17 protein-coding genes and 3 pseudogenes are annotated in these 24,236 nt (G+C 56.5%); 10 read left to right on the forward strand and 10 right to left on the reverse strand.

Features of this window, described 5'->3' with window-relative positions; translation table 11 throughout:
• Window positions 1-5 precede the first annotated feature (5 nt).
• Both H9L05_RS17000 and H9L05_RS17005 read left to right on the forward strand, forming a co-directional pair.
• A complete protein-coding gene (locus H9L05_RS17000) occupies window positions 6-623 on the forward strand; it encodes a DUF4136 domain-containing protein (RefSeq protein ID WP_187731934.1) in 618 nt (205 codons plus the stop codon).
• Window positions 624-835: 212 nt separating this feature from the next.
• A complete protein-coding gene (locus tag H9L05_RS17005) occupies window positions 836-3,250 on the forward strand; it encodes an endonuclease MutS2 (RefSeq protein ID WP_187731935.1) in 2,415 nt (804 codons plus the stop codon).
• 62 nt (window positions 3,251-3,312) lie between these two features.
• Here the strand turns inward: H9L05_RS17005 and murB are convergent, their stop codons facing one another.
• Window positions 3,313-4,347 carry a UDP-N-acetylmuramate dehydrogenase gene (murB, locus tag H9L05_RS17010; protein WP_187731936.1) on the reverse strand — a complete coding sequence of 345 codons (1,035 nt, stop codon included), beginning with the start codon at window positions 4,345-4,347 and terminating at the stop codon, window positions 3,313-3,315.
• A gap of 87 nt (window positions 4,348-4,434) precedes the next feature.
• Window positions 4,435-5,859: a sugar MFS transporter gene (locus tag H9L05_RS17015; RefSeq protein WP_187731937.1), complete on the reverse strand. Its 1,425-nt coding sequence runs from the start codon at window positions 5,857-5,859 to the stop codon at window positions 4,435-4,437.
• Window positions 5,860-6,322: 463 nt separating this feature from the next.
• Between H9L05_RS17015 and H9L05_RS17020 the strand changes: the two genes are divergently transcribed.
• Window positions 6,323-7,507 (forward strand): THUMP domain-containing class I SAM-dependent RNA methyltransferase, encoded by a 1,185-nt coding sequence (locus H9L05_RS17020; protein ID WP_187731938.1) that lies wholly within the window; start codon window positions 6,323-6,325, stop codon window positions 7,505-7,507.
• A 199-nt stretch (window positions 7,508-7,706) separates the two neighbouring features.
• A complete protein-coding gene (locus H9L05_RS17025) occupies window positions 7,707-9,569 on the forward strand; it encodes an alpha-amylase family glycosyl hydrolase (RefSeq protein ID WP_187731939.1) in 1,863 nt (620 codons plus the stop codon).
• A 127-nt stretch (window positions 9,570-9,696) separates the two neighbouring features.
• Here H9L05_RS17025 and H9L05_RS17030 read toward each other — a convergent pair whose 3' ends face one another.
• Window positions 9,697-10,050 (reverse strand): four-helix bundle copper-binding protein, encoded by a 354-nt coding sequence (locus H9L05_RS17030; protein ID WP_187731940.1) that lies wholly within the window; start codon window positions 10,048-10,050, stop codon window positions 9,697-9,699.
• A gap of 457 nt (window positions 10,051-10,507) precedes the next feature.
• Here H9L05_RS17030 and recQ point away from each other — a divergent pair, with 457 nt between their 5' ends.
• The 3 genes from recQ (at window position 10,508) to H9L05_RS17040 (ending at window position 13,613) form a co-directional block, all read left to right on the forward strand.
• Window positions 10,508-12,274, forward strand: a complete 1,767-nt coding sequence (recQ, locus tag H9L05_RS17035; RefSeq protein ID WP_317174996.1) for a DNA helicase RecQ — start codon at window positions 10,508-10,510, stop codon at window positions 12,272-12,274.
• 47 nt (window positions 12,275-12,321) lie between these two features.
• On the forward strand, window positions 12,322-12,582 hold the full coding sequence (locus H9L05_RS26370) for a helix-turn-helix domain-containing protein (protein WP_317174997.1): 261 nt from the start codon (window positions 12,322-12,324) through the stop codon (window positions 12,580-12,582).
• A gap of 227 nt (window positions 12,583-12,809) precedes the next feature.
• Window positions 12,810-13,613 (forward strand): LexA family transcriptional regulator, encoded by an 804-nt coding sequence (locus tag H9L05_RS17040; protein ID WP_187731941.1) that lies wholly within the window; start codon window positions 12,810-12,812, stop codon window positions 13,611-13,613.
• Window positions 13,614-13,724: 111 nt separating this feature from the next.
• On the opposite strand, the pseudogene H9L05_RS17045 reads toward H9L05_RS17040, so the two are convergent.
• A pseudogene (locus H9L05_RS17045) lies at window positions 13,725-14,221 on the reverse strand (peptide deformylase).
• Between the two features lie 168 nt (window positions 14,222-14,389).
• On the opposite strand from H9L05_RS17045, the gene H9L05_RS17050 reads away from it, so the two are divergent.
• The 3 genes and pseudogenes from H9L05_RS17050 (at window position 14,390) to H9L05_RS17060 (ending at window position 18,128) form a co-directional block, all read left to right on the forward strand.
• Window positions 14,390-15,109 carry a pirin family protein gene (locus tag H9L05_RS17050; protein WP_187731942.1) on the forward strand — a complete coding sequence of 240 codons (720 nt, stop codon included), beginning with the start codon at window positions 14,390-14,392 and terminating at the stop codon, window positions 15,107-15,109.
• A 381-nt stretch (window positions 15,110-15,490) separates the two neighbouring features.
• Window positions 15,491-16,764 (forward strand): annotated as a pseudogene (locus H9L05_RS17055) (erythromycin esterase family protein).
• Between the two features lie 182 nt (window positions 16,765-16,946).
• A complete protein-coding gene (locus H9L05_RS17060; RefSeq protein WP_187731943.1) occupies window positions 16,947-18,128 on the forward strand; it encodes an MFS transporter in 1,182 nt (393 codons plus the stop codon).
• A 67-nt stretch (window positions 18,129-18,195) separates the two neighbouring features.
• Here the strand turns inward: H9L05_RS17060 and H9L05_RS17065 are convergent, their stop codons facing one another.
• The 6 genes and pseudogenes from H9L05_RS17065 to H9L05_RS17085 all read right to left on the reverse strand — a co-directional run bounded on the left by H9L05_RS17065 (window position 18,196) and on the right by H9L05_RS17085 (window position 24,227).
• Window positions 18,196-19,230, reverse strand: a complete 1,035-nt coding sequence (locus H9L05_RS17065) for a Brp/Blh family beta-carotene 15,15'-dioxygenase (protein WP_187731944.1) — start codon at window positions 19,228-19,230, stop codon at window positions 18,196-18,198.
• A gap of 226 nt (window positions 19,231-19,456) precedes the next feature.
• A complete protein-coding gene (locus tag H9L05_RS17070; protein ID WP_187731945.1) occupies window positions 19,457-20,224 on the reverse strand; it encodes a bacteriorhodopsin in 768 nt (255 codons plus the stop codon).
• A gap of 292 nt (window positions 20,225-20,516) precedes the next feature.
• Window positions 20,517-22,378 (reverse strand): annotated as a pseudogene (locus H9L05_RS27005) (M2 family metallopeptidase).
• A gap of 123 nt (window positions 22,379-22,501) precedes the next feature.
• Window positions 22,502-22,834 carry a zinc-dependent peptidase gene (locus H9L05_RS25225; RefSeq protein ID WP_262892561.1) on the reverse strand — a complete coding sequence of 111 codons (333 nt, stop codon included), beginning with the start codon at window positions 22,832-22,834 and terminating at the stop codon, window positions 22,502-22,504.
• Entirely contained in the window at window positions 22,834-23,445 is a 612-nt protein-coding gene (locus H9L05_RS17080; protein WP_262892562.1) for a zinc-dependent peptidase, read from the reverse strand. The genes H9L05_RS25225 and H9L05_RS17080 overlap by 1 nt, the downstream gene beginning before the upstream one ends.
• Before the next feature lie 146 nt (window positions 23,446-23,591).
• A complete protein-coding gene (locus H9L05_RS17085; RefSeq protein WP_187731946.1) occupies window positions 23,592-24,227 on the reverse strand; it encodes an NUDIX hydrolase in 636 nt (211 codons plus the stop codon).
• Window positions 24,228-24,236: the final 9 nt, after the last annotated feature.

Below are 24,236 nucleotides of genomic sequence, written 5' to 3' on the forward strand. Positions count from 1 at the left end.
CCGCTATGAAAACTGTTCGATCAATTTTGCCCATTCTAGCTTTTGCCTTATTTGCTACGGGCTGTGCCCAACAATCCGCTGTAACCGTTGGCAGTGACCAACGCGGCGATACTAACGCCACTGCTAGAGCTGTCGTCAATACCTCCGCCTCCGCCGACGCTCCCGATTTTGATGAGTATAAGACCTACTCTTGGGCCAGCCAAATAACCGATCCGCAAAACAGCGTTTATTTTCTCAATGATCTGCTTTTCAAGGTTATGGTACGCGATGCTGTCGAGCACGAAATGGTTAGCCGAGGCTACACTTACCAACCTACGGGCGGCGACCTAGTGGTTAATTTCCGCACCTTCGATGAACCCGTGGAAATTACGAGCAACTCTAATCTGGGTAATACTTACTGGGCCACTACTGAGCCCTACGCCTACAATGCACAGAACAAAGTAACCCTCGATAAGGGCAGTATTCTGGTACAGATGGTGGACCGGGAAAAGGGCGTGCAAGTATGGCAAGGCTACGCGTCTGGCCTTACCGATGGCAACCTCTTTAATAAGAATAAAGACAAGGTATACGTGGCTGTAGGTCAGATTTTTAACGAGTACAACCATCGCGCGCCCAGCCTGTAAGCGCACCCATAACACTGCTAACAAGCCGGAATATTTATTCCGGCTTTTTTATGCCGCATAATGAGGTGTAAACCCCCGGAGAATAGAACAGGCACGTAGCAGCATATTTCTTTTACTGGCTATACTGCATTTTGCGAATCTTTCTGCCGTCCGCAGATGTTTATCTTCGCATCCTATTCTTAACCTACTAGACGGCAACTGCTGCTTTTTCTTTGCTATTACCTTCCAATTTCGAACATAAAATAGGCTTTGCGCAGCTGCGCGAAATGCTGGATTCCTTGTGTCTGAGCGCTTTAGGTCGGCATTTTGTGGCCAAGATGCAGTTCCAGACCAAGCACGAACAGCTCCAGAAGCTGCTGCTTCAGGCCGATGAGTTCCGCGTCCTGCTCCAGTCGGGCGCCGACTTCCCCAGCCAGCACTACCACGATGTGCACCCGCACCTAGTGCGCGCCAGCATTCCCGGCGCCTACCTGGAGGTGACGGCTTTTTTTGCCGTTAAAATGAGTCTGCGCACCATTCGGCAGGCCCTTACTTTCTTCACCCACGCTGAAGAAACGCTGTATCCAACCCTGCGCCTACTGGGCATTGGGGTGCAGGTAGACCGTAACTTGCTGCTGGCCCTGGACAAAGTAGTGGACGACGAAGGCCAGGTGCGCGATAACGCTTCACCGCTGCTCATGCAGCTCAAGCAGGAGCTGATTGCCCGCCAGGGCCAGCTACGCAAGCAGATTGCTGGCATCCTGCGCCACGCCAAAACCGAAGGCTGGATACCCGGCGACGCCGAGCCCACCATTCGGGGCGGACGCCTCGTGCTGCCCGTCATTGCCGAGCATAAGCGCCGGGTGAAAGGCTTAATTCACGACGAGTCGGCCTCGGGCCAGACGGTGTACATTGAGCCGGAAGCGGTTTTTGAGTTAAACAACGACATCAAAGACCTCGAAAATGCTTACCAGCGCGAACTGATCCGCATTCTCACCCAGCTCACTGACCAGCTGCGACCTCACATCCCGGACTTGCGCAAAGCCTATCAGTACCTGGGCTTGCTGGATTTTATTCGGGCTAAAGCCTTGTTGGCCAACCGTCTGGAAGCGTCGTTGCCGACCTTGCATCCGCGTCCGCTGATCAAGTGGCAGAAGGTGCGCCACCCATTGCTCTACCTCACGTTTCGGGAGCAGCCCAAGGAGACGCGCCGGGAGGTGGTGCCCTTAAGCATCGACCTGAATCCTGACCAGCGCATTCTGTTGATCTCGGGGCCGAACGCGGGGGGCAAATCGGTGGCCATGAAAACTGTGGGTTTGGTGCAGTACATGCTACAATGTGGCCTGCTCATTCCGGCCGGCGACGGCTCCGAAGCGGGCGTATTCGAAGATATTTTCCTGGATATTGGCGACGAGCAAAGCCTGGAGAATGACTTGAGTACGTATTCGTCGCATTTGCTGAATATGAAGCAGTTCCTGCTTTTTGCCGGCAAGAAAAGCCTTGTGCTCATCGACGAATTTGGTACCGGCACCGAGCCTGCCTTGGGCGGCGCCATTGCTGAAGCCGTGCTCGATCAGCTCAATCGCGCCCGCAGCTACGGCGTGATTACGACCCACTACACCAACCTGAAAAACTACGCCGAGCGCTCGCCCGGCATCGTGAACGGGGCTATGCGCTACGACCCGGAGCGTTTGCAGCCGCTGTATCGATTGGAAATTGGCAAACCGGGCTCTTCCTTTGCCATCGAAATTGCCCGTAAAATTGGCTTGCCGGCTCAACTCGTGGAGCGCGCTACCCAGCTTGTAGGCAAAGACAAAATCCGCTACGACCGTTTGCTGGAAGGTCTGGAAAAGGAAAAAGCTGACCTGGAGCTGCGCACCGCCGAAGCCGAAAAGCAGGAGCGTCGCCTCAAAAAAGCCGCCCAGGAATATCAGGACCTCAAGCGCCACCTCGAAGACACCCGCCTCGACGTATTGCGCGATGCGAAAGCCAAAGCCAAGCTGCTGCTCAAGGATACGAATCAGCAAATTGAGGCTACCATTCAGGAAATTCGCACGGCTCAGGCCGATAAGGAGCAAACCAAGCAGGCCCGCCAGAAGCTGGACGACTACGTAAAACTGGAGCTGCAAATCGAGCCCCCCAAAGCTCGCCCGACCCGCGAAACTGCCGATGCCGCCACCCTCAAGGCCGGCGACAAAGTGGCGTTAATCGGGCAGGATGGCTACGGGGAAATCATGAGCGTGAAAGGCAAAACGGCGGAGGTATCGTTTGGTGGAATGAAAACCATCGTCAAGGTTTCTCAGCTCGAGAAGCTGGGCCGCGCCGAAATCAAGGAGCGCGAGAAGAAAGCGGAGCGAAATGCCCCCCAAAGCTCCGGCATGGACATGACCGGCCGCATGGCCAACTTCAGCCCCAACCTCGACCTGCGCGGGGAGCGGGCCGAAGACGCCCTGCAAAAAGTCATGGCCTTCGTGGACGACGCGGTGATGCTCGGCATTCCTGAAATCAAGTTTGTGCACGGCCGCGGCAACGGTATTCTCCGCCAAATAACCCGCGACTACCTGCGCTCCGTGCGCTCCGTGGCCAGCGTAGCCGACGAGCACGCCGAACGCGGCGGTGATGGGGCCACGGTGGCAGTGCTGAAGTAGCCATCTGCTTATGTAAGAACGACCAGCTCCCCTCCTCCGCGGAGGAGGGGAGCTGGTCGTTCTTACATAATATTCACCTCCGGGTGCAGCTCCACGCCGAATTTCTCCCGCACCGAAGCAATAATCTCATGAGCCAGATCCCGAATATTTGCCCCCTGCGCGCCGCCGTGATTTACTAATACTAAGGCTTGATTCTCATGCACGCCGTGGGGGCCGAAGCGGCGGCCTTTCCAGCCGCACTGCTCGATCAACCAGGCAGCGGGCACTTTCACGCCGCCGGGCACGGGGTAGCCGGGCAGGTCGGGGTACTGAGCTTTCAGCTCGTCGAATCGGTGCTGGGAGAGTTCGGGGTTCTTGAAAAAGCTGCCGGCATTGCCGATTTGAGCTGGGTCGGGGAGCTTGCTGCGGCGGATGCGGATGACGGCCTCGCTCACGTCTTGGGGCGTGGGGTCAGACTCGATGCCCATATCGGCGAGGGTGGTGCGCAGGGCGCCGTAGCTGATGTTGAGCCGGTGCTGACGCTGGAGCCGCAGCACCACGCTCGTTACGATAAACTGATTTTTAAGTGGACCCTTGAATACGCTTTCGCGGTAGCCGAAGCCGCACTCCTCGCGGGTAAACGTGCGCAGGCGGCCGGTGCTGATTTCCAGGGCTTCCAGGTGGTCGAAGGTGTCTTGCAACTCGGCCCCGTAGGCGCCGATATTCTGCAAGGGCGCCGCGCCCACCGTCCCCGGAATCAGCGACAAGTTTTCGATGCCGCTCAGGTTTTGCTGCAAGCTGTACTGCACCATGCCGTGCCACGATTCGCCGGCGCCGGCGCGCACCAGAGCGGTGCCGGCGTCTTCATCCTGGGCAATAACTTCGAGGCCTGCTATCTCATTTTTGAGCACTACGCCGTTGAAATCCTGAGTGAAAAGCAGGTTGCTGCCGCCGCCCAGAATAAGTTTTTCGGCCTGCTGCACTTCGGGCAATGCCAGCAAAGCGCGCAATTCGTCTACGCTGCGGAAGCGGGCAAACAAGCGCGCCTTGACGTCGATGCCGAAGGTATTGTAGGGGCGGAGTGAAACGTCGTGTTCGAGAAGGGAGGCCGAAGACATAGGGAAAGCAAAAAGGTAATGCTGCAGTAAAAGTAGCGCCGCGGCCGCGAAAAAAGCCCCCCAGCAGCGATTCACGGCCCCAAATAACTACCGCACCCGGTAGCCGCTTGCCGCATAGTACAGCAGATACGCGTAGCAGAGCGCGGGCACCACGAAAGCCACGCGCAGTCCGCCGCCGTCGGTAGCCAGCCAGCCCATGAGGGGTGGAATAATAGCTCCGCCCACGATGGCCATGATCAGGTAGGATGAGCCTTGCTTGGTGAATTGGCCTAACCCCTTGATTGCTAGAGGGAAAATAACAGGCCACATGATAGAGTTGCAAAGTCCGCAGAGCACAATCAGCCACAAAGCGGCTTCGCCAGTTGTTAAAATAGAAGCCACGACCAGCGCCACGCCAGCCGCGCACACGGCTATCAGCATGCCACGGTTGTTGAAGCGCAGCAAAAGTGGAATTCCCACCAATCGACCTACCAGCGAGCCAAACCAGTAAGACGAAACCAGTACCGCGCCCACCGCTTTTGTAAAGCCCCCCGAAGTGTCGATAGGAGCAGGCTCTTGGCCAAAAAATACCAAGGCATAATTAGTAGCGACATTCAGCCCTTGCACCAGACTTTGGGTGAAGTCGCTAAGCTGCTGGATTCCCTGCGACTCGCCATAGCGAATAAGGAATGAGCCCAAGCCAACCTCCACGCCCACGTACACGAAGATAGCCACGACGCCTAAGGCTAGATGCGGAAACCCTAAGGCATTTTTCCTAGGGGTTACTTTTAACTGTCCATCCTCACTCCACTTCGCACCTTTAACCGCTTCTTCGGCCGGCAAGCTTTCGATTTCGGGTAGTTTTAACAAGAAGAACACCCCGGCCAGAACCATCAGGAAAGCTGCCAAGCCCAGGTACGGGCCCTTCACCAGTTGGGCTTCCTGATCTAAACGCTGCGCTACGGGTAGGGCCGCCAACTGGGCCTTCAGGGCCACTGAGCCGCCGAATAAAATCAACCCGCCAACCAGCGGCGACAAGGCGCCCCCGAAGTTGTTGGCTACTCCTACAATGCTCACCCGTGCCGCGGCATTGCGCGCCGGCCCTAATACCGAAACGTACGGGTTGGCCGCCACTTGCAGCAACGTGATGCCAGCACCTAGTAATCCTAAAGCGGTGAGGAACAGCGCAAACGTGCGCGAATTGGCTGCCGGCACGAACAGCAGGGCTCCGCATGCCATCACCAGCAAACCCAGCACAATTCCATTCTTATACCCCAGCCGCTTCAGCACAAAGCCCGCCGGCAGCGACATTAGAAAATACGCCCCAAAAAAAGCCGATTGCACTAACGACGACTGCAAGTCCGTGAGCTGGCACACGTCCTTGAGGTAGGGCATGAGCACGTCGTTGAAATTGGTGACGGCCCCAAACAGGAAAAACAGGGCCGTCATGGCCATCATGGGCACGACGAAGCTGCGGGTAGTATCGGCCGCGCCGGTGGCGGTGGGAGAGGAGGAAGTAGTAGGAGCAGCCATTGCGGGCAGAAAGGGAAAAGTTGTGGGCCTTAAAGATAGAAATAGTGTGCGAAGCACGAAGGAAGATGCTAGAACGACCAGCTCCCCTCCTCAGCTAAGGAGGAGATGCCGTGCCGCCGGCGCGGCTGGGGTGGTGCCACCGGAGGGGCTCGTTGCTGATGTTGTTTGTGTGTTTAGAAAGGCGGCCCTGCTAGGGTATTCGCTGTTTAAAAGGCCGTCATGCAGAGCGCAGCGAAGCATCTCGCGTGCTGATGAGAGATTACTAATCTCACTACCGCGAGCGAGATGCTTCGCTCCGCTCTGCATGACGGCCTTTATTATCCTTCCTTCAAACAGCTAAACCACGCCCGCAACCACCCCAGCCCCCGCTGCGCGGTGGCGTCCCCTCCTTGGTAGGGAGGAGAGTTGTTGTTCTGTCTGGCTTTTGCCGACCTTTGCCTTTCACCACCTAAAAAAGCCACCCATGGCCGAAAACCGCCGCGACGAACCCTTTTTCATGACGGCTACCACGCAGTTTGGCCTCGAAGACGTGCTGACCCAGGAGCTGGAGCAGCTGGGGGCCAAAATTGAGCAGGTACACAGCCGCGCAATTGAGTTTATGGGCAACAAGCAATTGCTCTACGAAGCAAACCTGTGGTGCCGCACGGCCATGCGCATTCTCAAGCCCTTCGCCGCCTTCTATGCTCCCGACGAAAAAGCCCTGTACCGCGAAGTAGGCCGCGTCGATTGGAGCCGCTACATCCGGCCCGATCAAACCTTTGCCATTACGGCGGTGGTCAATAAATCCACGTTTGAGCACTCGCTGTTTGTGGCCCAGCTCACCAAGGATGCCATCGTGGACCAGTTTCGCGACCGTACCGGCTCACGGCCCAGCGTGGACGTGAACAAGCCCGATATCCGCCTGCATCTGCACATGCTGGACAACGAAGTGACCTTGTCGCTCGACGCCTCGGGCGAGTCGCTGCACCGGCGCGGGTACCGGCAGCAGACGAATGCGGCCCCGCTCAACGAAGTGCTGGCGGCTGGCCTGTTGCTGCTCACCGGCTGGGATGGTAAGAAGACGCTTATTGACCCTATGTGCGGGTCGGGCACCATCCTGACCGAAGCAGCGCTCATTGCCCAGCGCATCGCGCCCGGCCTGTATCACCAAGGCAAATTCGGCTTCGAGAATTGGCCCGACTTCGACCTTGCCCTCTGGGAATCGGTGCAGCTCGACGCCCGCAACGCCCAGATTGAGGAGCCGCAAGCCTACATCGGCGGCTCCGATATTTCACCCGAGTTTCTGGAGCTAGCCCGCCAGAACGTGGAAGCTGCTGGCCTTGAAGATTATATCCGGCTGGCCGTGCGCGACATGCGCGAAGCCAAAGCGCCCAAAGGCGACCCCGGCCTCGTAATTATGAATCCGCCCTACGGGGAGCGAATAGGAGAAGAGGAGCAAATGGCCGAGCTCTACAAAATGATCGGTGACACGCTCAAATCGAATTTCCAAGGCTACGACGCCTATATATTCACCGGCAATCTGGATGCAGCCAAACGCGTGGGCCTGAAAGCCTCTCGCCGCATCCCGCTCTTCAACGGCCCCATTGACTGCCGCTTACTTAAGTATGAACTCTACCAAGGTTCACGTAGAGTAGCCCGGCCCGAGTAAATGATTCAATTATAAGCAAAACAGTAGACCGTCATGCAGAGCGCAGCGAAGCATCTCGCGTGTTTATCAAGATTAGTAATCCAAAGACCGCACGCGAGATGCTTCGCTGCGCTCTGCATGGCGGTCTACTGTTTTGCTTATAATTGTTTGTAATCACAGCACACCCCGGTCCTTTCAACCCACAATCCCACCTTCCAACATGAAAAAACTCTATTCAAAGCTGCTCTTGCTGGTGCTGCTCCTGCCCCTGTGGGCCGTGGCGCAAACGCCGGCTATCCAACGTGTAAACCCCACCAACTGGTGGGTAGGTATGAAGGAGCCGAAGCTACAGCTTCTGGTGTACGGCCCCAATGCCGGCACCCTGACCTATAGCGTTAACTACCCAGGCGTTAAGCTGGTGAAAACCAACACCGTCGAAAACCCGAATTACGCGTTTCTGGACCTGACTATTGTCGGTTCCGCTAAGCCTGGCACCGTTCAGATCGTCGGCAAAAAAGGCCCCCAGACCGTAACACAGACCTGGGAATTGAAAGCCCGCGATAACTCGCCAAAAGGCCAGGGCGTCACGCAGGCAGACTTTATCTATTTGGCCATGCCCGACCGCTTTGCCAACGGCGACCCGAGCAACGACAAGTTTGCCGACATGCGCGACCCCAACCACGACCGGAGCAACGGCTTCCTGCGGCACGGCGGCGACCTGGCGGGGGCTGCGCAGCGCCTGCCGTATCTCAAAGACCTGGGTGTCACGGCCGTGTGGTTTACGCCCGTCATCGAAAACAACCAGCCGCTAACCAATGAAGGCGGCACTATGCGCGCCTCTTACCACGGCTACGGCTTCACGGATCATTACAACGTGGACCGCCGCCTGGGGGGCAATTCGGCCTACAAATCCTTTGTCGATAAGGCTCATGCGGCCGGTATGAAAGTGGTGCAAGATGCTGTGTATAACCACATTGGTAATACCCACTGGTTTATTCAGGATCTGCCCATGAAAAGCTGGCTGCACCAATGGCCGAGCTACACCAACACGTCTTACCGGCAGCAGCCCATCACCGACCCGTATTCTTCCCAGATTGACCGGAAAGTGACGCTCGATGGCTGGTTTGTGCCCTTTCTGCCTGACCTGAACCAGGAAAACCCTTATGTGGCAAACTTCCTGATTCAGCACGCCATCTGGTCGGTGGAGAACTTCGGGGTGGATGCCTGGCGCATTGATACCTATATGTATAACGACCAGCCATTTATGAACCGCTGCAACGCGGCTCTGCTCGCGGAGTATCCGCGCATTCACATCTTCGGGGAGTCGTCGGTGAACAACGTGGTGGATCAGGCGTACTACGTGCGCAACAACATCGACTTCAAGTTCAAGTCGAACCAGCCGGGCGCCCTCGACTTCGTGCTGGAAGGCGCTATGGTTGAAGGCCTGAAGCACGACGGCAGCCCCCAGCGCATGTACGAAGCGCTGGCGCAAGACGCAGTGTATCAGGATCCAGGCAAGTTTGTGACCTTCCTCGATAACCACGACCACGACCGGTTCCTGTCGGTGATGGGCGACGATTACGACAAGTACAAAATGGGTCTGACCTGGCTGCTTACTACTCGCGGCATCCCATCTATGTACTACGGCACCGAGATTCTGATGAAGAACCTAAAAAACCCCACGGATGCGGAAGTACGCAAGGACTTCCCCGGCGGCTGGCCCGGCGACAAGCAGGATAAATTCACGGCTGCCGGCCGCACAGCCAAGGAAAACGAAGCCTTCCAATTCGTGCGTACCCTAGCCACCTACCGCCGCGACCACCCCGTGCTGCACTCCGGCAAGCTCATGCAGTATCTGCCCCAGGATGGCCTCTATGTGTACTTCCGCTACGACGACAAGGGTACAGTGATGGTGGCCACCAACGCCACCGATAAGCCCGTATCGATGCCCACGGCGCGCTTCTCGGAGCGCATGACCGGCTTCACCAAGGCCCGCAACGTGCTCACGAATGAAGCGGTGAGCGATCTGAAAACGTTGAGTCTGCCCGCCAAAACGGCCGTGGTACTGGAGCTTGTGAGGTAACCAAAAAGCATGTTGTCATCCTGACAAAGGAAGGACCTTATCGCAGTTCAACGAGTCGTTGTTCTACTGTGATAAGGTCCTTCCTTCGTCAGGATGACAGCCGATTTACATAGCCTTTTAGCTAATGCTATCCTGCATAGCTCTTGCAGGCTTCCACGCAGGCGCGGCAGGCGGCGGCACACTGCTGGCAGTGGTCATGATCATGTTTGCCGCACTCGTCGGCGCACTTCTGGCAAATTTCAATGCACTCGCGCATGACGTGCTGGGCGTGAGCGGAGCCGCGGGCAATGAAGGCGGCAGTGAGGCGGCAGATATCGGCGCAGTCGCGGTCGAGGCGAATACAGGGCACCATCATCTGGATATTTTCTTCGCTCAGGCAAGCGTCAGAGCACATTTCGCAGGCGGCGATGCAGCGGCTGAGGGCGTCAAGCGCGGCTTGAGCATTTTGGTTTTGGGTGGCGTAGGTGCGGGACTGATTCATGATGAATAGAATTAAAGAGTGAAACAATAGGTACTCCCTATACTTACGGGACAGCTGCTGCAAGAGGACGTGTAGGATTGGGATTAAGATGTATACAATCCTGCTTTAGCGCACGAAAAGCCCCCAGGCAGCACCCACTGCCCTAATAAGACAAGGCGGCACTTTGCGCCAAGGTGTAGCTGTTACCAACTGCCAGTCTTTCCCGAAACGCAGTGCCGATTCATGAAACCCAAGGCGTTTTATCCGGCGTGTTGCCTTTCAACTACCGCTTAGCTAGCGTATTTTTACAGAATGTTATTTGCCCCCAAACCTATTCGCCGACTCTGGAATCTGCTCGAAAAGCCTTAAAGCAATACTACGGTTACGACTCGTTTCGCCCTATGCAAGAGGATATTATCTCTTCTATTCTAGGCGGGCGCGATACGGTAGTGCTGATGCCGACGGGGGCGGTAAGTCGGTGTGCTTTCAGGTGCCGGCCGTAGTGAGCGAGGGCGTATGCGTGGTTGTATCACCGCTGATTGCCTTGATGAAAGATCAGGTGGAGGCGCTGAAGGCCAACGGAATTGCGGCGGCGGGCATCAACAGCAGCATCGGGCAGAGCGAGCAGAACAACATCGGGGCGGCGTGCATGAGCGGCTATCTCAAGCTGCTGTACGTGAGCCCCGAGAAGCTGCTTTCGCCGGGCTTTCTACAATTTCTACAGCGCCTCAAAATCAGCATGTTTGCCATCGACGAGGCGCACTGCATCTCGTCCTGGGGCCACGATTTCCGGCCCGAGTACACCCAGCTGCGGCTCTTGCGCGAGCAGTTTCCGCAGGTGCCCATCATTGCCCTTACCGCCACCGCCGACCGCCTCACCCAGCGCGATATCCAGCAGCAGTTGCGCCTGAGCGAACCTCAGGTTTTCACCGCCAGCTTCGACCGGCCCAACCTCAACCTCATCGTGCGGCCGGGCCAGGACCGCGTGGGGGGCATTTTGGAGTTCCTGGACCGTCATCCTGACCAGCCCGGCATCATCTACTGCCTCTCGCGCAAGCAGTGCGAAACCCTCTCACAGAAGCTGATAGCGAAAGGGTACCGCGCTGGCCACTACCACGCCGGCATGACGCCCAATCAGCGCTCGGCGGTGCAGGAAGGCTTTTTGAAGGACGACTTGCAGGTGATTATCGCCACCATCGCCTTCGGTATGGGCATCGATAAGAGCAACGTGCGCTGGGTGATTCACTATAATCTGCCCAAAAATATCGAGGGCTATTACCAGGAAATCGGGCGCGCCGGCCGTGATGGTACCGATGCCACGGCCGTACTTTTTTACAGCTTCAGCGACGTGATGAGCCTGCGGGAGATGCTGACCAAGGACAACCCGAACCTTACCCAGCTCAACCTAACCAAGCTTGAGCGCATGCAGCAGTTTGCGGAAGCCGCCAGCTGTCGGCGCAAAATTCTGCTCAACTACTTCGGCGAAACCCTGGCCACTGACTGCGGCAACTGCGACATCTGCCGCAACCCGCCCACCACCTTCGATGGCACGCTCATCGCCCAAAAAGCGCTGTCGGCGGTGGTCAGGATGCGGGAGCGGGCCAGCATTGGTCTGCTCATCGACGTGCTGCGCGGCATGCGCAACCAGGCCGTGCTCAGCGGCGGGTACGACCAGATAAAAACCTACGGCGCCGGCGCCGATCTGCCTTACCTGGATTGGTACAGCTACGTGCACCAGATGCTCAATGACGGCCTGCTTTATATTGCCTACGAGGAAGGCTACGCGCTGAAAATCACGGAGCTGGGCAAGGAAGTACTGCAAGGCCAGCGCCAGCTGCCGCTCAAGCAATTCAAGCCCGCTGAGAAAGCCGAAAAAACCACCCGAGTCAGCCGCAAAGCCGCCCAGGCCGCTACCAAGCCGACGGACGCTACGGCCAAGCTATTCGAGCGCCTGCGGCAGCTGCGCAAGCGCATTGCCGATGAGCAGAACGTGCCGCCCTACGTGGTGTTTACGGATGCGACGCTGGAAGAAATGGCTGCCGAGAAACCCGTTTCGCGGGTGGCCATGCTGGCTATTTCGGGCGTGGGCATGAAGAAGTTTGAAACCTACGGCGAGGCCTTTATCAAGGAGATTCTCGAGCATCGGGGTGGGGGCGCACCCGACGCGAGCAACGCTGTGTACGCGGATATTTCGGAGGGACTGGAAGAAATGCCCCCACGCCCGCCCCGCGCAAGCGCGAGGTAGGCGACACTCACGAAACAACGTTTCAGCTGCACCGGGTAGGGCTGAGCGTGGAAGCCATTGCCGAGCGGCGCAACCTGAGCACCGGCACCGTGCGCGCCCACATCGAAACGCTCTACGCCAAGGGCTACCAGATTCGGCTGGAGGAGTTTCTGACGATGGACGAATTTGCTGAAATCCAGACCGCCCGCGACCAGCTCGGCGGCGAGCCGCTGCTACGCGACCTGTTTGACCACCTGCGCGAAAAGCACGACTATTTTAAGCTGCGCCTGGCCGTGCATTATCAGAAACGGCTGCGCGGAGAAGCATAACGGCTAAAAAAGCCCCCCAGAGCTACTCTGGGGGACTTTTTTATAAAAAATTACCCAGGCGAAGTGCACTAATAATGGGCGCCGAACTAAGCGTAACTTTTCTATTAAGAATCTAGCAATTTCAAAAAAATAATAGCTAATTGAATTAGTAAAGCTGCTTGCTTGTTGCTAATTTCACGAGCCGGTAATGTTTTGATGTCGAAGCCTTTCCCGCCTCTTTTTTAGCGATGATCAATACGAACTTAAAATTCTGGCGCCGTGAGCTGGGCCTCACCCAGGCGCAAATGGCCGAGAAGCTAAGCATAAAACGCTCATTGGTAGGTGCCTACGAAGAAGGCCGAGCCGAGCCAAAGCTCACGACCCTCGTGAACATGGCCCGCCTGTTCGGCATTACGCTGGACGCGCTGGTCACCACTGACTTTAGTAAAAAGAGCGTGGCCAAAGCGGCCCTGCGCCACCTGGAGCCTTCGCTGCAAACGCCCGAGCCGCCCCGTCCCGCCGACCGCCTGCGCGTACTGGCCCTCACGGTCGATAAGGAGCAGAACGAGAATATTGAGCTGGTACCGTTGAAGGCTAGCGCCGGTTACCTCAATGGCTACGCCGATGCCGAGTTTATTGAGGAACTGCCCAAGTTCCGCCTGCCTATGCTGGGCTCGGGCGGTACCTACCGCGCCTTCGAGATTGAGGGCGACTCGATGCTGCCTATTGCCTCGGGTACCGTTATTGTGGGCCGCTACGTAGACGACTGGTTAACGCTGAAGGATGGCACGCCTTGCGTGGTAGTGAGCAATAAGGAAGGAATCGTGTTTAAGCGCGTATTCAACCGGCTCAAGCAGGGCGCTATGCTGACGCTGCACTCCGATAACCCCGTGTACTCGCCCTACGAGATTGACGTAGAAGATGTGCTCGAAATCTGGGAGGCCAAAGCCTACATCAGCAGCACGTTCCCCATTGCCGACCTCTCGCTGAACCGCCTGGCCAGCATCGTGCTGGACTTGCAGCAGCAGATGACGACGTTGAAGAAAGCATAAGCTTATCTGCACACTCAGCAACAAGAAAAGGCCCGGACCAAGTTGGTCCGGGCCTTTTCTTGTTGCTGACGCTCAATATATTAGCAACCATTTAGCTGTGGGGGCAAAATGTTAAGCAGGAGTGGGGCGCCAGCGGAATGAGTGCGGATCAATAGCGCGCATGGTGCACAAGATGCCGTCGAGGTGGTCGCACTCGTGCTGAAGCAGCTCGGAGATGCCATCCTGCACGGTCCAGCTTTGGAGTTGCCAGTGTTCATCGCGGTAGCGCACTGTTACCTGCTGATGGCGTTGTACGCGCACCAGCAGGTTTGGAAAGCTCATGCAATCGTCCCACAGCTCAAACGTGGCCGGGCTTAGGTCTACCAGCTCTGGATTGAGCAGCACAAGGGCTGCCCGTCGAGGTGCAGGTACACGAGGCGCTTCATCACCCCAATCTGGGGGGCGGCAATGCCTCGGCCAAAATGGTAAGTGGCTCTGATATCGGCCATTACCGCGTGCAGATCGGCAACCCAGCCGGCCACCAGCGGCAGTTCGGCCTCCAGCACGGGCGCGCACTGCTCATAAAGGCGCGGGTCGCCCAGCAACACAATATCGGCTATGGTTTTCATGTCTCTAAGAAAAGGATAAGTTGCTTATTTTTAATTAATGCCTTAGGCAAGCTGCTGCGGGCTTTTTACTTATAAAAGCCCCCCAGCACCTACCGGAAGATGTGGCGCTAACTTACAACCACTTGCTCGCGTATTGCTAAGCATTGGCCATCAATCCAACATAGCCCTATGCTTACATATATCCCCGCCACCGCGCGCCACCACGCCGCACCTGTACAATGGCTCAGCAGCTACTTCCTGTTCTCCTTCGCCGATTATCACGACAAGGATAACATGCAGTTTGGCCCTTTGCGCGTGTTCAACGACGATACTATAGCGCCCAACTCCGGCTTTCCGCAGCACCCGCACTCCGATATGGAGATTATCACCTTGGTGCTCAGCGGCGAAGTAACCCACGAGGATACGATGGGCAACCGCGCCGTCATTAAGAAGGGGGAAGTGCAGCGCATGACGGCCGGCACTGGCCTGGCCCACGGGGAGCGCAACGAAACGGACGAAGAGCTGCGGATTTATCAGCTTTGGTTTATCCCGAATCAGAAAGGCTTGAGCCCCAGCTATGAGCAGAAGGATGTTGACTTTCTGGATAGCAAGAATGAGCTGATTCCGTTGGTGTCGGGGCAGAAAGTGCTGGAAGATGTGGTGTTCATGAACTCCAACTCGACTGTGTATTGGGCCAATCTGAACGCCGAAAAGACGATTACATTCAAGACCTTTCCCATTCGCAATACCTTCATTTATGTGCGGCAGGGCACTATCTACGTCAATGGCTCCGAAATCGGCCCCAGCGACCAGGCCCGCCTGAGTGATGAGCACGTAGTAGAAATTCGGGCCGAAAAGGACGCGCAGTTCATTCTGATTGATTTGCCTGCAAGCGAGGCAAATTTCTAAAATTAACAGACTACAGATCAGCAGCCGGGCTACCCTCTAGCCCGGCTTTTTTGTGCGCTTGAATCTGCTTTCAGATCGTTTTTCGCTGAGCTCTGGATGATGAGAATGCCTGCGTTCTGCAAGCGCCACAGCAACATTACTACCCCGAGAAAGGTAGAACCGCATGGTTTGACAGAGGAGTTTTTTCTAAAGAGCGTCATGAAAGTACCCCGCCCCAAGATATGGGTAGTCGCAGCTACGGTGCTTTTGTTCTTGCTGGTGATGGGCTTCGAAAACTACCTGACTACCTCCAGGCGAACTGCTTCATCAGGCTTCACGTCCGAAGGCGCGAAGCCGCTGGCGGTGCTGGCTAATCTTATCATACCTCAAAAAACAATCCGAATGGAGCTACCACACCACCCACTTCGCTCCGAGGCCGACCTGGACATATTGCTGCGCGAAATAGGCGATGCGCGCGTGGTTTTGCTCGGCGAGGCTTCGCATGGCACCGCCGAGTATTATACGTGGCGGGCGACCATCACCAAGCGCCTCATTCAGGAAAAAGGATTTGATTTCATTGCCGTAGAAGGCGAATGGGCCGATTCGTACCGGGTCAATAACTTTATAAAAGGCTCCCAGCAGGACAACGCGGCGGCCGTGCAGCTCCTGCGCCACTACAACCGCTGGCCCACCTGGATGTGGGGCAATTATGAAGTTGCTGACTTAGTAACGTGGTTAAATAATTACAACCAACAGCCCGCTGGGGGCAAAAAGCGGGTTTCTTTGGCCTTGATGTTTATTGCCTCTGGGAAGCTCTGGAGGATATAATGCCGTATCTGGAAGGCACTAACAAAGAGGTGCTGCAAGCCGCGCAGCAGGCCCACCGCTGCTTTCAGCCCTACACCGACGATGCCCAGGCGTATGCTATGGCTGTGGCCCGCGCCTCGGATAACTGCCGCACCGAAACCAACCGCTTGTGGCGCCATATGCAGGAGCTGACCAACAACGGTGTGCCCCAAAGCGAAGAGCTGTTTGTGGCTCAGCAGCACGCCCTGGTTGCCTTGAATGGTGAGCGGTACTACCGCGCCATGGTGAGCGACAACTCCGATTCCTGGAACATCCGCGACCGGCACATGGCCGAAACCCTCGACCGCCTGCTGCAACTGCACGGCTCCGGCAGCAAGGCCATCATTTGGGAGCATAACACCCACGTCGGCGATGCTCGCTACACAGATATGGCCCAACGAGGCGAGGTAAACGTGGGCCAGCTGGCGCGCAAGGCATACGGAGAGGAAAATGTGTACATCGTGGGCTTCGGATCTTATCAAGGCTCCGTTATAGCCGCCTCGCGGTGGGGTGCGCCCATCAAAAAGATGCCGGTTCCCGCCGCGCAAGAGGGTAGCTGGGAGCAGCTGCTGCACGCCGACGGCGGCACCGATAAGCTTTTGTTTTCCAAAGATATACGCGATAATAAACGCCTTAAGCGCTCCATTGGTCATCGTGCTATTGGGGTGGTTTATAATCCAAGCCTGGAGCGTTTTGGCAACTACGTGCCATCCATCATACCACAGCGCTACGACGCCTTCATGTTCTTTGATCAAACCGAGGCGCTCCATCCATTAGATACTCCCGTGAAAGGTAACGAACCCCCGGATTTGTATCCATTCGGAACATAAGGCAAGTGGCACCACACTGTAAAGCACAGACTAACAGATGATCTTTTGCTGCTGGCACATTTTGCCGATCTGTTGTCAGCCGAAGTTGAATCCTGAAATATTTAAAACTTCAGCCCCTGGTTGCTTGCGGTGTGCCATCTTGGGGGCATTTTGCGGCTCATTTGGTGCCAAAAATGTACGTGATGAGCCGCTTCTCCTATATCACCCGCGCCGTCTGGCTGCTCTCGCTTATCAGCCTCTTCACCGATCTGGCCAGCGAGATGCTGTACCCGATTATGCCGCTCTACCTGCAATCAATCGGGTTTTCCGTGTTTTTTATTGGGTTGCTCGAAGGGGTGGCCGAAGCCACGGCGGGCCTCAGTAAAGGCTATTTCGGGCAATGGTCTGATCGACTCGGACGCCGGGTGCCGTTTGTGCAGTGGGGCTACGGACTGAGTGCCCTCTCCAAGCCCATGCTGGCAATACTGGCCACGCCAGTTTGGGTACTGCTCGCCCGCACCCTCGACCGATTGGGCAAAGGCCTGCGCACCGGAGCCCGCGACGCCCTCTTGTCCGACGAAACCACCCCGGACAACAAAGGCAAGGTTTTCGGATTTCATCGGTCAATGGATACGCTGGGAGCCGTTTTTGGTCCTACTGTGGCCCTTCTGTGGCTGACCTCACAGCCCGGCGAGTTCCGCCCCTTATTCCTGATTGCTTTTTTGCCTGGTTTGCTGGCCATCGGTATTGCTTTTTTACTGAAAGAGCGCCAAACCGTGCCCTCAAACCGTCCGGTTCAGCCGTTTTGGGCCTCGTTTAGCTACTGGCGGGTAGCCTCGCCAGCGTATCGGCAAGTGGTGGGAGCGTTGGTGCTCTTCGCCTTGTTCAACAGCTCCGACGCCTTTCTGCTGTTGCTCGCCCGACAACGCGGCCTCTCCGATGCCACGGTGGTGGGCCTTTATATCTGGTACAACGCGGTGTACGTGCTCAGCGCTTGGCCCCTCGGTCACCTCGCCGATAAGCTGGGGTCGCGCCGGCTGCTGGTAGCTGGGCTTCTGGTCTTTGCCCTGGTGTACGGCGGCGTAGCGGTGGCGCATACCACCTGGGCCTTCGCCGCTATGTTTGGCCTATACGGTGTGTATGCCGCCGCCACGGAAGGCGTGGGCAAAGCCTGGGTAAGCAACCTCTGCCGCAAAGCCGATGCTGGGGCCGCCCTGGGTACATTCTCCGGGCTCAGCAGCCTGGCCACGCTGGGCGCCAGCGTCGGTGCTGGTCTGCTGTGGCAATGGCGCGGACCAAGCCTTACGTTTGGAGTCACGGCCGTTGTGGCCCTTGGCGTGGCAGGTTACTTAGCCGTAGTACGCCTTCGCGAACAGGCCGCGTGAAGATGTGTATTAGCGTCTCATTATTGAGGAACCGGATCAGCTCTGTATATATAAGCCGCTTGATAAGTTAATACCTCAAGCTTGTCTGCCGTTTGCGCTGAATTATAGTGTAGCGCCAATGTACAGCGTCTATACCCAGGGTTACGAGCAGCGCGTGCGGTAGGGTCACGATTGAAGCCACGAGTAGCGCCAGGCTCACAAAGACAGATTCGGTAGCCGCCTGCCACCAGGCTACTCCGTAAAGCACCGCCAGCCCAGCCAAACTGAGGGCTAACAAGGGTGCTGATCGCCGAAGGAAAAAGCCTAGCTCAGGCCCCAAAAGTAACCGACGACTGAGCATAGGGCGGCCCATGAGCTGGTTCATCCGCAGTACGTGGTGCAAGCTGTGCCAAAACACGAAGTACACCCCCGCTGACAGAAGGGGAGGAAGCACCACAAGCAAGGTGATGAGCAGCCCTGCTTCCAGCATATCCGTGCGGGCCGTTGAGTGGTGGCCGTGGCGGAAGTAGCTGCCCCAGAGCAATAGGTGCCCGCCCGCTACGAGGATGCCCAGCACTAGGGCAATTTGGGAAATGGCGACCGCGCTGACGGGGTCGGCGCCCCCAAGGCTGAGTAAGCCATTTATAATTTCGCGCGTTTCGTCTGCCCAGTATCGCAGCGGCACCGTGAACAGCAAACCGCCCCGCAGCAGGCTGTGCGCTATCCAGTAGCGGGGATGAGTGGCCAGGGTTGGAGCGTCAGCTGAGCCCCAGTGCCAAGCGGTCAGACCAAAGAAAAGTGCCACCGTTACTGCCGGCTGCCACCACCATAAAAGGCCAACCAGCGCGGCCAGTCCCAGATAGCCAACCAAAAAGTACACCCAATAGCGCAGTTGGCTTTGCGACAGTGCAGGATGGGTAGCTGGCACTACAAATTGGTCGCAGGCGCCGTGGGCCACGCCTAGCAACAGCGCTCCAACCAGCAGCAGGGGCGTCAGCAGCCAGAGGGCTAGGCCGGGTATCAGCAGCCATGTGGCTACCGCCGCTAGCACAATCAGGTAGGAAGCGCGGCGCGGTACCGCGCTGCTTCCCAGAGGCAAAGTGACCGAATCAGGCAGTGACATACTCTTTCATACCAAGATCTCTGTATGCGTATTCACATCCACATCGTGGGTGCCAGAAAGTAAGCAACTCCAACTTGTTAAAAACTTATTTCCACCTTCTGCAAAGCATTTGTAGAAGGTGGAAATAAGTTTTTAACAGTTGCAGGTAACACACTACAAATCTGGACGTTTAGCATGGCATGGCGTTTTTGCCCAGCCTGGCTGTTTCCAGTATTAAGGCCAGCGGCTAAGCGGTGGGAGCTAGCTCACGCACGGCCGCCGCGCTTTTACCAGACGCGGCGATGCCATACACCACCAGGCCAAACCCGATTTTGTTGATGGCATCGGCGATGTTATAAAACAAGTCAACGTTAGCCGCCTGCCATCCTAAGCCCGTGTTCAGCCAGCCTCCCGGCATGCACATGTAGCCAATAGGATAGATGGCCCACCCCACCAATACAAACCAGGCCAGCGCTCGGATGCCTTTGATAACAATCGCGTCGCCGGTTTTGCTGGCCAGCTGTGCTACTTCCCCGAACCAGGCAGTATACAGGATGTATACGTATCCCAACGTTGACAGAGACCCCCACAACACCGAGTGCCCCGTAGTGCCATCCGTGAAGGCCTCGCCGATATACCCCGTTACCAGCATAAAAACGGAGGCTGCGACAAGCTTCCACAGTAAGCTAATGCGAGCTCCCGCCGCTTTCGTCAGCAGGTAGAACTCTACGCACATCAAGGGCACCGTAAGCGTCCAGTCAATGTAGCGCAGAGCTGTGGGCGTTTTACCCGTTGCCAGGTAATAGTCCCGCATGTAGTAATAGTGAATGGCAGCAATGCCCGTAATGAGTCCGGAAACCAGCAGCGAAAGCTTCCATTTGCCTTCTACGCTCCCACGCTCCGCGAAGAAAAAAACGGAGGCGGCCAGCATCGCCATGTAGCCTGTAAAGAAAGTAAATGCAATCGGGTCATCAACCCGAATGTCTACCAGCCCGAACAGTGAAGTCGTGTACATTTTGTTTAGGTTTTTGAGTTAAAAAGTTAAACAATATACATATATATTTAACAATTGTTTAGATCGTGGTTAAGTAAATATTTGCGCCTAACTATCTGATTTCTTATAAGATAAAAATGCCATGGAGGAGCTTGCCTCCCAAGGATGCAACAAGGCAAATAGCAGCGAATACCAGATGGGCCTGCCTAATGAAACGGAGATATGCTTAAACAAAAAAGCCCCCAGAGTAGTAGTTCTGGGGGCTTTTTTGCAACGACCTTTCCGGCAGGTGTTCAGAGGCGGTGTCGCGTTGCTACATCGTGTACTTACGCCCTTTGTTCTGTTCCTTCAGATACGCCATTAACGGCTGAAAATAATCGACCATGGCGCGGGCGGATAAGTCTTCGCCAGTCTTTTCTTTCAGCACGGTGCGCCAATCTTTGCTGGCACCGGGACGCATGATGTCGGCCAGAAAAGCGCCTACTTCTTTGCTGCCATAATAATTGGTGACGTGCGGGTCCTGTTTCAGGATCTTCTTCGCGATGTGATCGTGGAGCTGAAATAGGATGACGTAGGAGAGGGCGTAGTCATAATACTGCGCTGGGTCGTCGTTGATGTGGGTTTTGGTAGCGGGGTCGAGGAAGTTTTCACCGCGCGCGGTGGGCGGCGTAATGCCCTGATACTTCTTCACCAGCTCCCACCATTTGGCGTTGAGCTGATCGGGGGGCAAATTCTCGGCGTAGAAGCTATTTTCCCACTCGCTCATCACCCCGGAGGCAAACGGCAGGAAAGTCACGTAGTTAAGCGCTTCCTTGAGCAGCGTCTGCGTCTGATCCGTTTTGGCCGAGGCCGGCACTAGGTCTAAACCAACAAGGAAAGGCTTCTGGGTAGCCGCCAGGCCCATCAGGCTGCCCATGGCCTCGTGGTAGGCGCGATTGGCCCCGCTGCGCAGCAATACTGGCACTTCGGGGTTGGTGTAGCTCATGTAATAGTAGATGTGGCCCAGCTCGTGGTGGGTCGTCTCGTACCACTCCGTGTTGGGCTCCACGCTCATTAGGCTGCGCACGTCGTTCTCCAGGTCCATGTGCCAGGCCGAGGCGTGGTTGTTCTTCTTGTAGTTGGCGCCAGCAGGCAATGGGTACAGACTGCTCTTTTCGTAGAAGCTTGGGGCAAAGCCGCAAAGCCTAAGCTTTGGTAGAAGCGCTCGGCTTGCTTTACCTGCCACTCCGCACCCTTTTTGGCTAATACCGCGTCCAGGTTCAGGCCTTTCACGTCCACCATCGCGCTCCAGTCCTGGCCCCAGCGGTTGGGCAGCCAGTGGGCGGGCAAGTAGTCGGGTACCTGCTTCTGACCGTATTTTTTGGCCAATTCGTAGCGGGCGTACGTGTGCAATTCGCGGTAAAGCGGGCGCAGCTCGTCGTTGATCTGCCGTACCAGCTGCATCATTTCCTCCCGCGTGAGGCCGTAGTCGGAAGCCTGGTACGTGAAGTAGTCGGGGTAGCCGAGGGCCTTCACCGTCTCGTTGCGCAGGCCGCGCAAGTTGAGCAAGCCTTCCTTGAGCGTCGGGCCGATGGCTTTGCTGGCCTCCCAGGCCGCCTGGCGCTTGGCCGGGTTTTTCTCCTTGCGCAGCACTTCGTCAATATCGTTGGTCGTCACCGACTTACCCTGGTATTTATAGTCGAAGCCGTAGAGCTTTTCCACCTGCGCCGTTTCGGCCTTGATGCGGCGCGTTACTACGTCTGCAATAGTCTGGGGTGAGTTGGCAGCGTTGTAAAGAGCGGCTTTCAACTGCTTGACCTGCAACTCACTAAGGTCGGCCTGGTGCTCCAACAGCTCCCGCAAACGGGTAATATTCTCGGTGCTGCCAGTGAAAGCGGCCATTGCCTGATTGGCGCGGGCCGTAGCCGCCGCATTGGTCGTGTCGCCGGGCACGATACGGGTATTCGAGCGCCACTCCGCCTCCGCCGATTGCGTGTAGAGGCGCTGGTATTGGGTGGAGTACTGCTGGAGGAAAGCATCGGCCTGGGTGCGCCAGTCGGGCGCGGCAGGCTGCGTTGCCGCGGGTGTTTCGGTGGCCGTACTGGCCGTGGGGGGCGTTTTGGCGGTAGGCGCACACGACCATAGCGCACTGCCAAGAGCAACGCCGGCCATTCCGGTTAAGAGCGTTTTTTTCATAAATGCTGGAATAGGAACAGAGGTGGGTGGAGTGATGCCCCTAAAGTAATGACTAGCCGACAAGTGCCGACAGCACCTTGATGCCAGCAGATAGAAAGATAGCGTAACGGTCGCGAGTGAGGCTTACGCTGCCGCCTGCTGCTGTAGCAAATGGCAGTCTTTGTACTTCTTGCCGCTGCCGCACGGGCACGGGTCGTTGCGACCAAACTTGCGCCGACTCCGCAGCGTTTTCAGCCATTCGCGCGGATCGACGGCAAAGCGCAGAAAACGCTTCTTGGGGTTTTGGCGCAGCGCACGGCTCAACAGCTGATACAGCTCCGGGTGGTTTTCCTGAAGCTTCTCGGGCTTCTCAAAAAAGTACTCCGTCACGACCGCGAAAAACTCGGCTTCGTTGGTGCCGGCGTAGGAGTTGATGTCGGACTTGCCGTCGCGGATGGCTTCGATTTCACGCTGCATCACCTCGGCCCAAGGCTGGAGCAGTTCGGGGGCAAAGCCATGGAAGGTACGCCGTCAATTACGCCATCGGCCTGGTCGAGCAGGTGAGCGAACTCATGAATACCTACGTTTTGCTTGTCCAATGAATCCTTAAAGCCTTGCTCTAACGAAGCCTTGGAAAGATGCATATAATGAGACGTTTGAAAATTACGGACGCTACCCAGCAACTGGCCTTGCAGGGGCGTCATTTCCTTGTTTGGGTCGTGGGCCTCGCGCCAGGCATCGGGCACAATAAGCACTTCACTCAGGTTGCCATACTCCCAATCGGGAAAGCCAAAAACCGGAATGATGGCCGATGCCGCCACCAGCACCCTCGTGGTATCATCTACTTCGGTCTGCACGCCAGTGATGAGCGTTTGGGCCAGAAAAACCTGCACCGATTTTTCAAACCGCTGCTTTTCATTTTTGGTGAGCGAGAGATAGAAAGCCACGCGCTCCATCAGAATTCGCCGCCACTCGACGGGAAATTCTTCGGCCAAAGCTTCCGTCCGCACGCGCGCATCGCGGGTGATGTAGCGGTAGAAGAGAAAGATAAGGCCGCCGATAATGGCCAAAAAAATAGCGTAGCTCATGAGGGTTCAACTAAATAAACAGGCCTCGTGTACGCACTTATAGCGTTAGTAGCTGAGCTGGGGGGCTTTTTTCTTCATCTTTAAGGTTAAGCTTCCATAAAAAGACGAGGACACTGTATTCTGACTGCTCGACCTGCGCCTTATGCTTAATCGCAAAGGGTTGGTAAGTTGGGGTTTTGAGCGAAGTCAAGCATCTGCTCCAGTTGGCATAGGGTCACCCGGTCGGTGGATAAGGTCAGGTGGTGCAGCTCCGTGCGATGCACCCAGCGTACGCCCACCGTTTCGGGCGTGTCAGCTTGCAAACTGCCACCTACTATATCGCAGAGAACGAACGCTTTGTATACGTACCAGGGCTGCGGCGGGTGCGGGTGCTGCTTCTTATCGAAGAGGGCCAGCAGGCGCACTGCTTGGGTTTCAAGGCCCGTTTCTTCCCGTGCTTCCTTCACCGCTACCTCGAAGGGTGTGTAGCCTACATCGGCCCAGCCGCCGGGCAGCGTCCAGCGGTTTCCGTCTATTTTTTCCTGCACCATCAGGATTTCCTCGGTGCCGCGAAACAGCACCGCCCGCACATCTACTTTAGGAGTAGGGTAGCCCGCCTCGTTAGCAAACAAGGCGTTAAGCTTTGCAATGGGCTCGTTGGTCAGGCTGGCCATCATTTGGAGGCTGAGCGCCTGCACTTCCTCATAGCGCTCAGTATCATAGGCACTGAGCGCATAGGTAAGGCCCGCCTGCGCTAGCGCCTGCAACCGTTGGGCAACAGCCAGCAAGTCGGTAGCAGTCATTCGATTGGG

Source organism: Hymenobacter qilianensis (assembly GCF_014489555.1).
Lineage (GTDB): Bacteria > Bacteroidota > Bacteroidia > Cytophagales > Hymenobacteraceae > Hymenobacter > Hymenobacter qilianensis.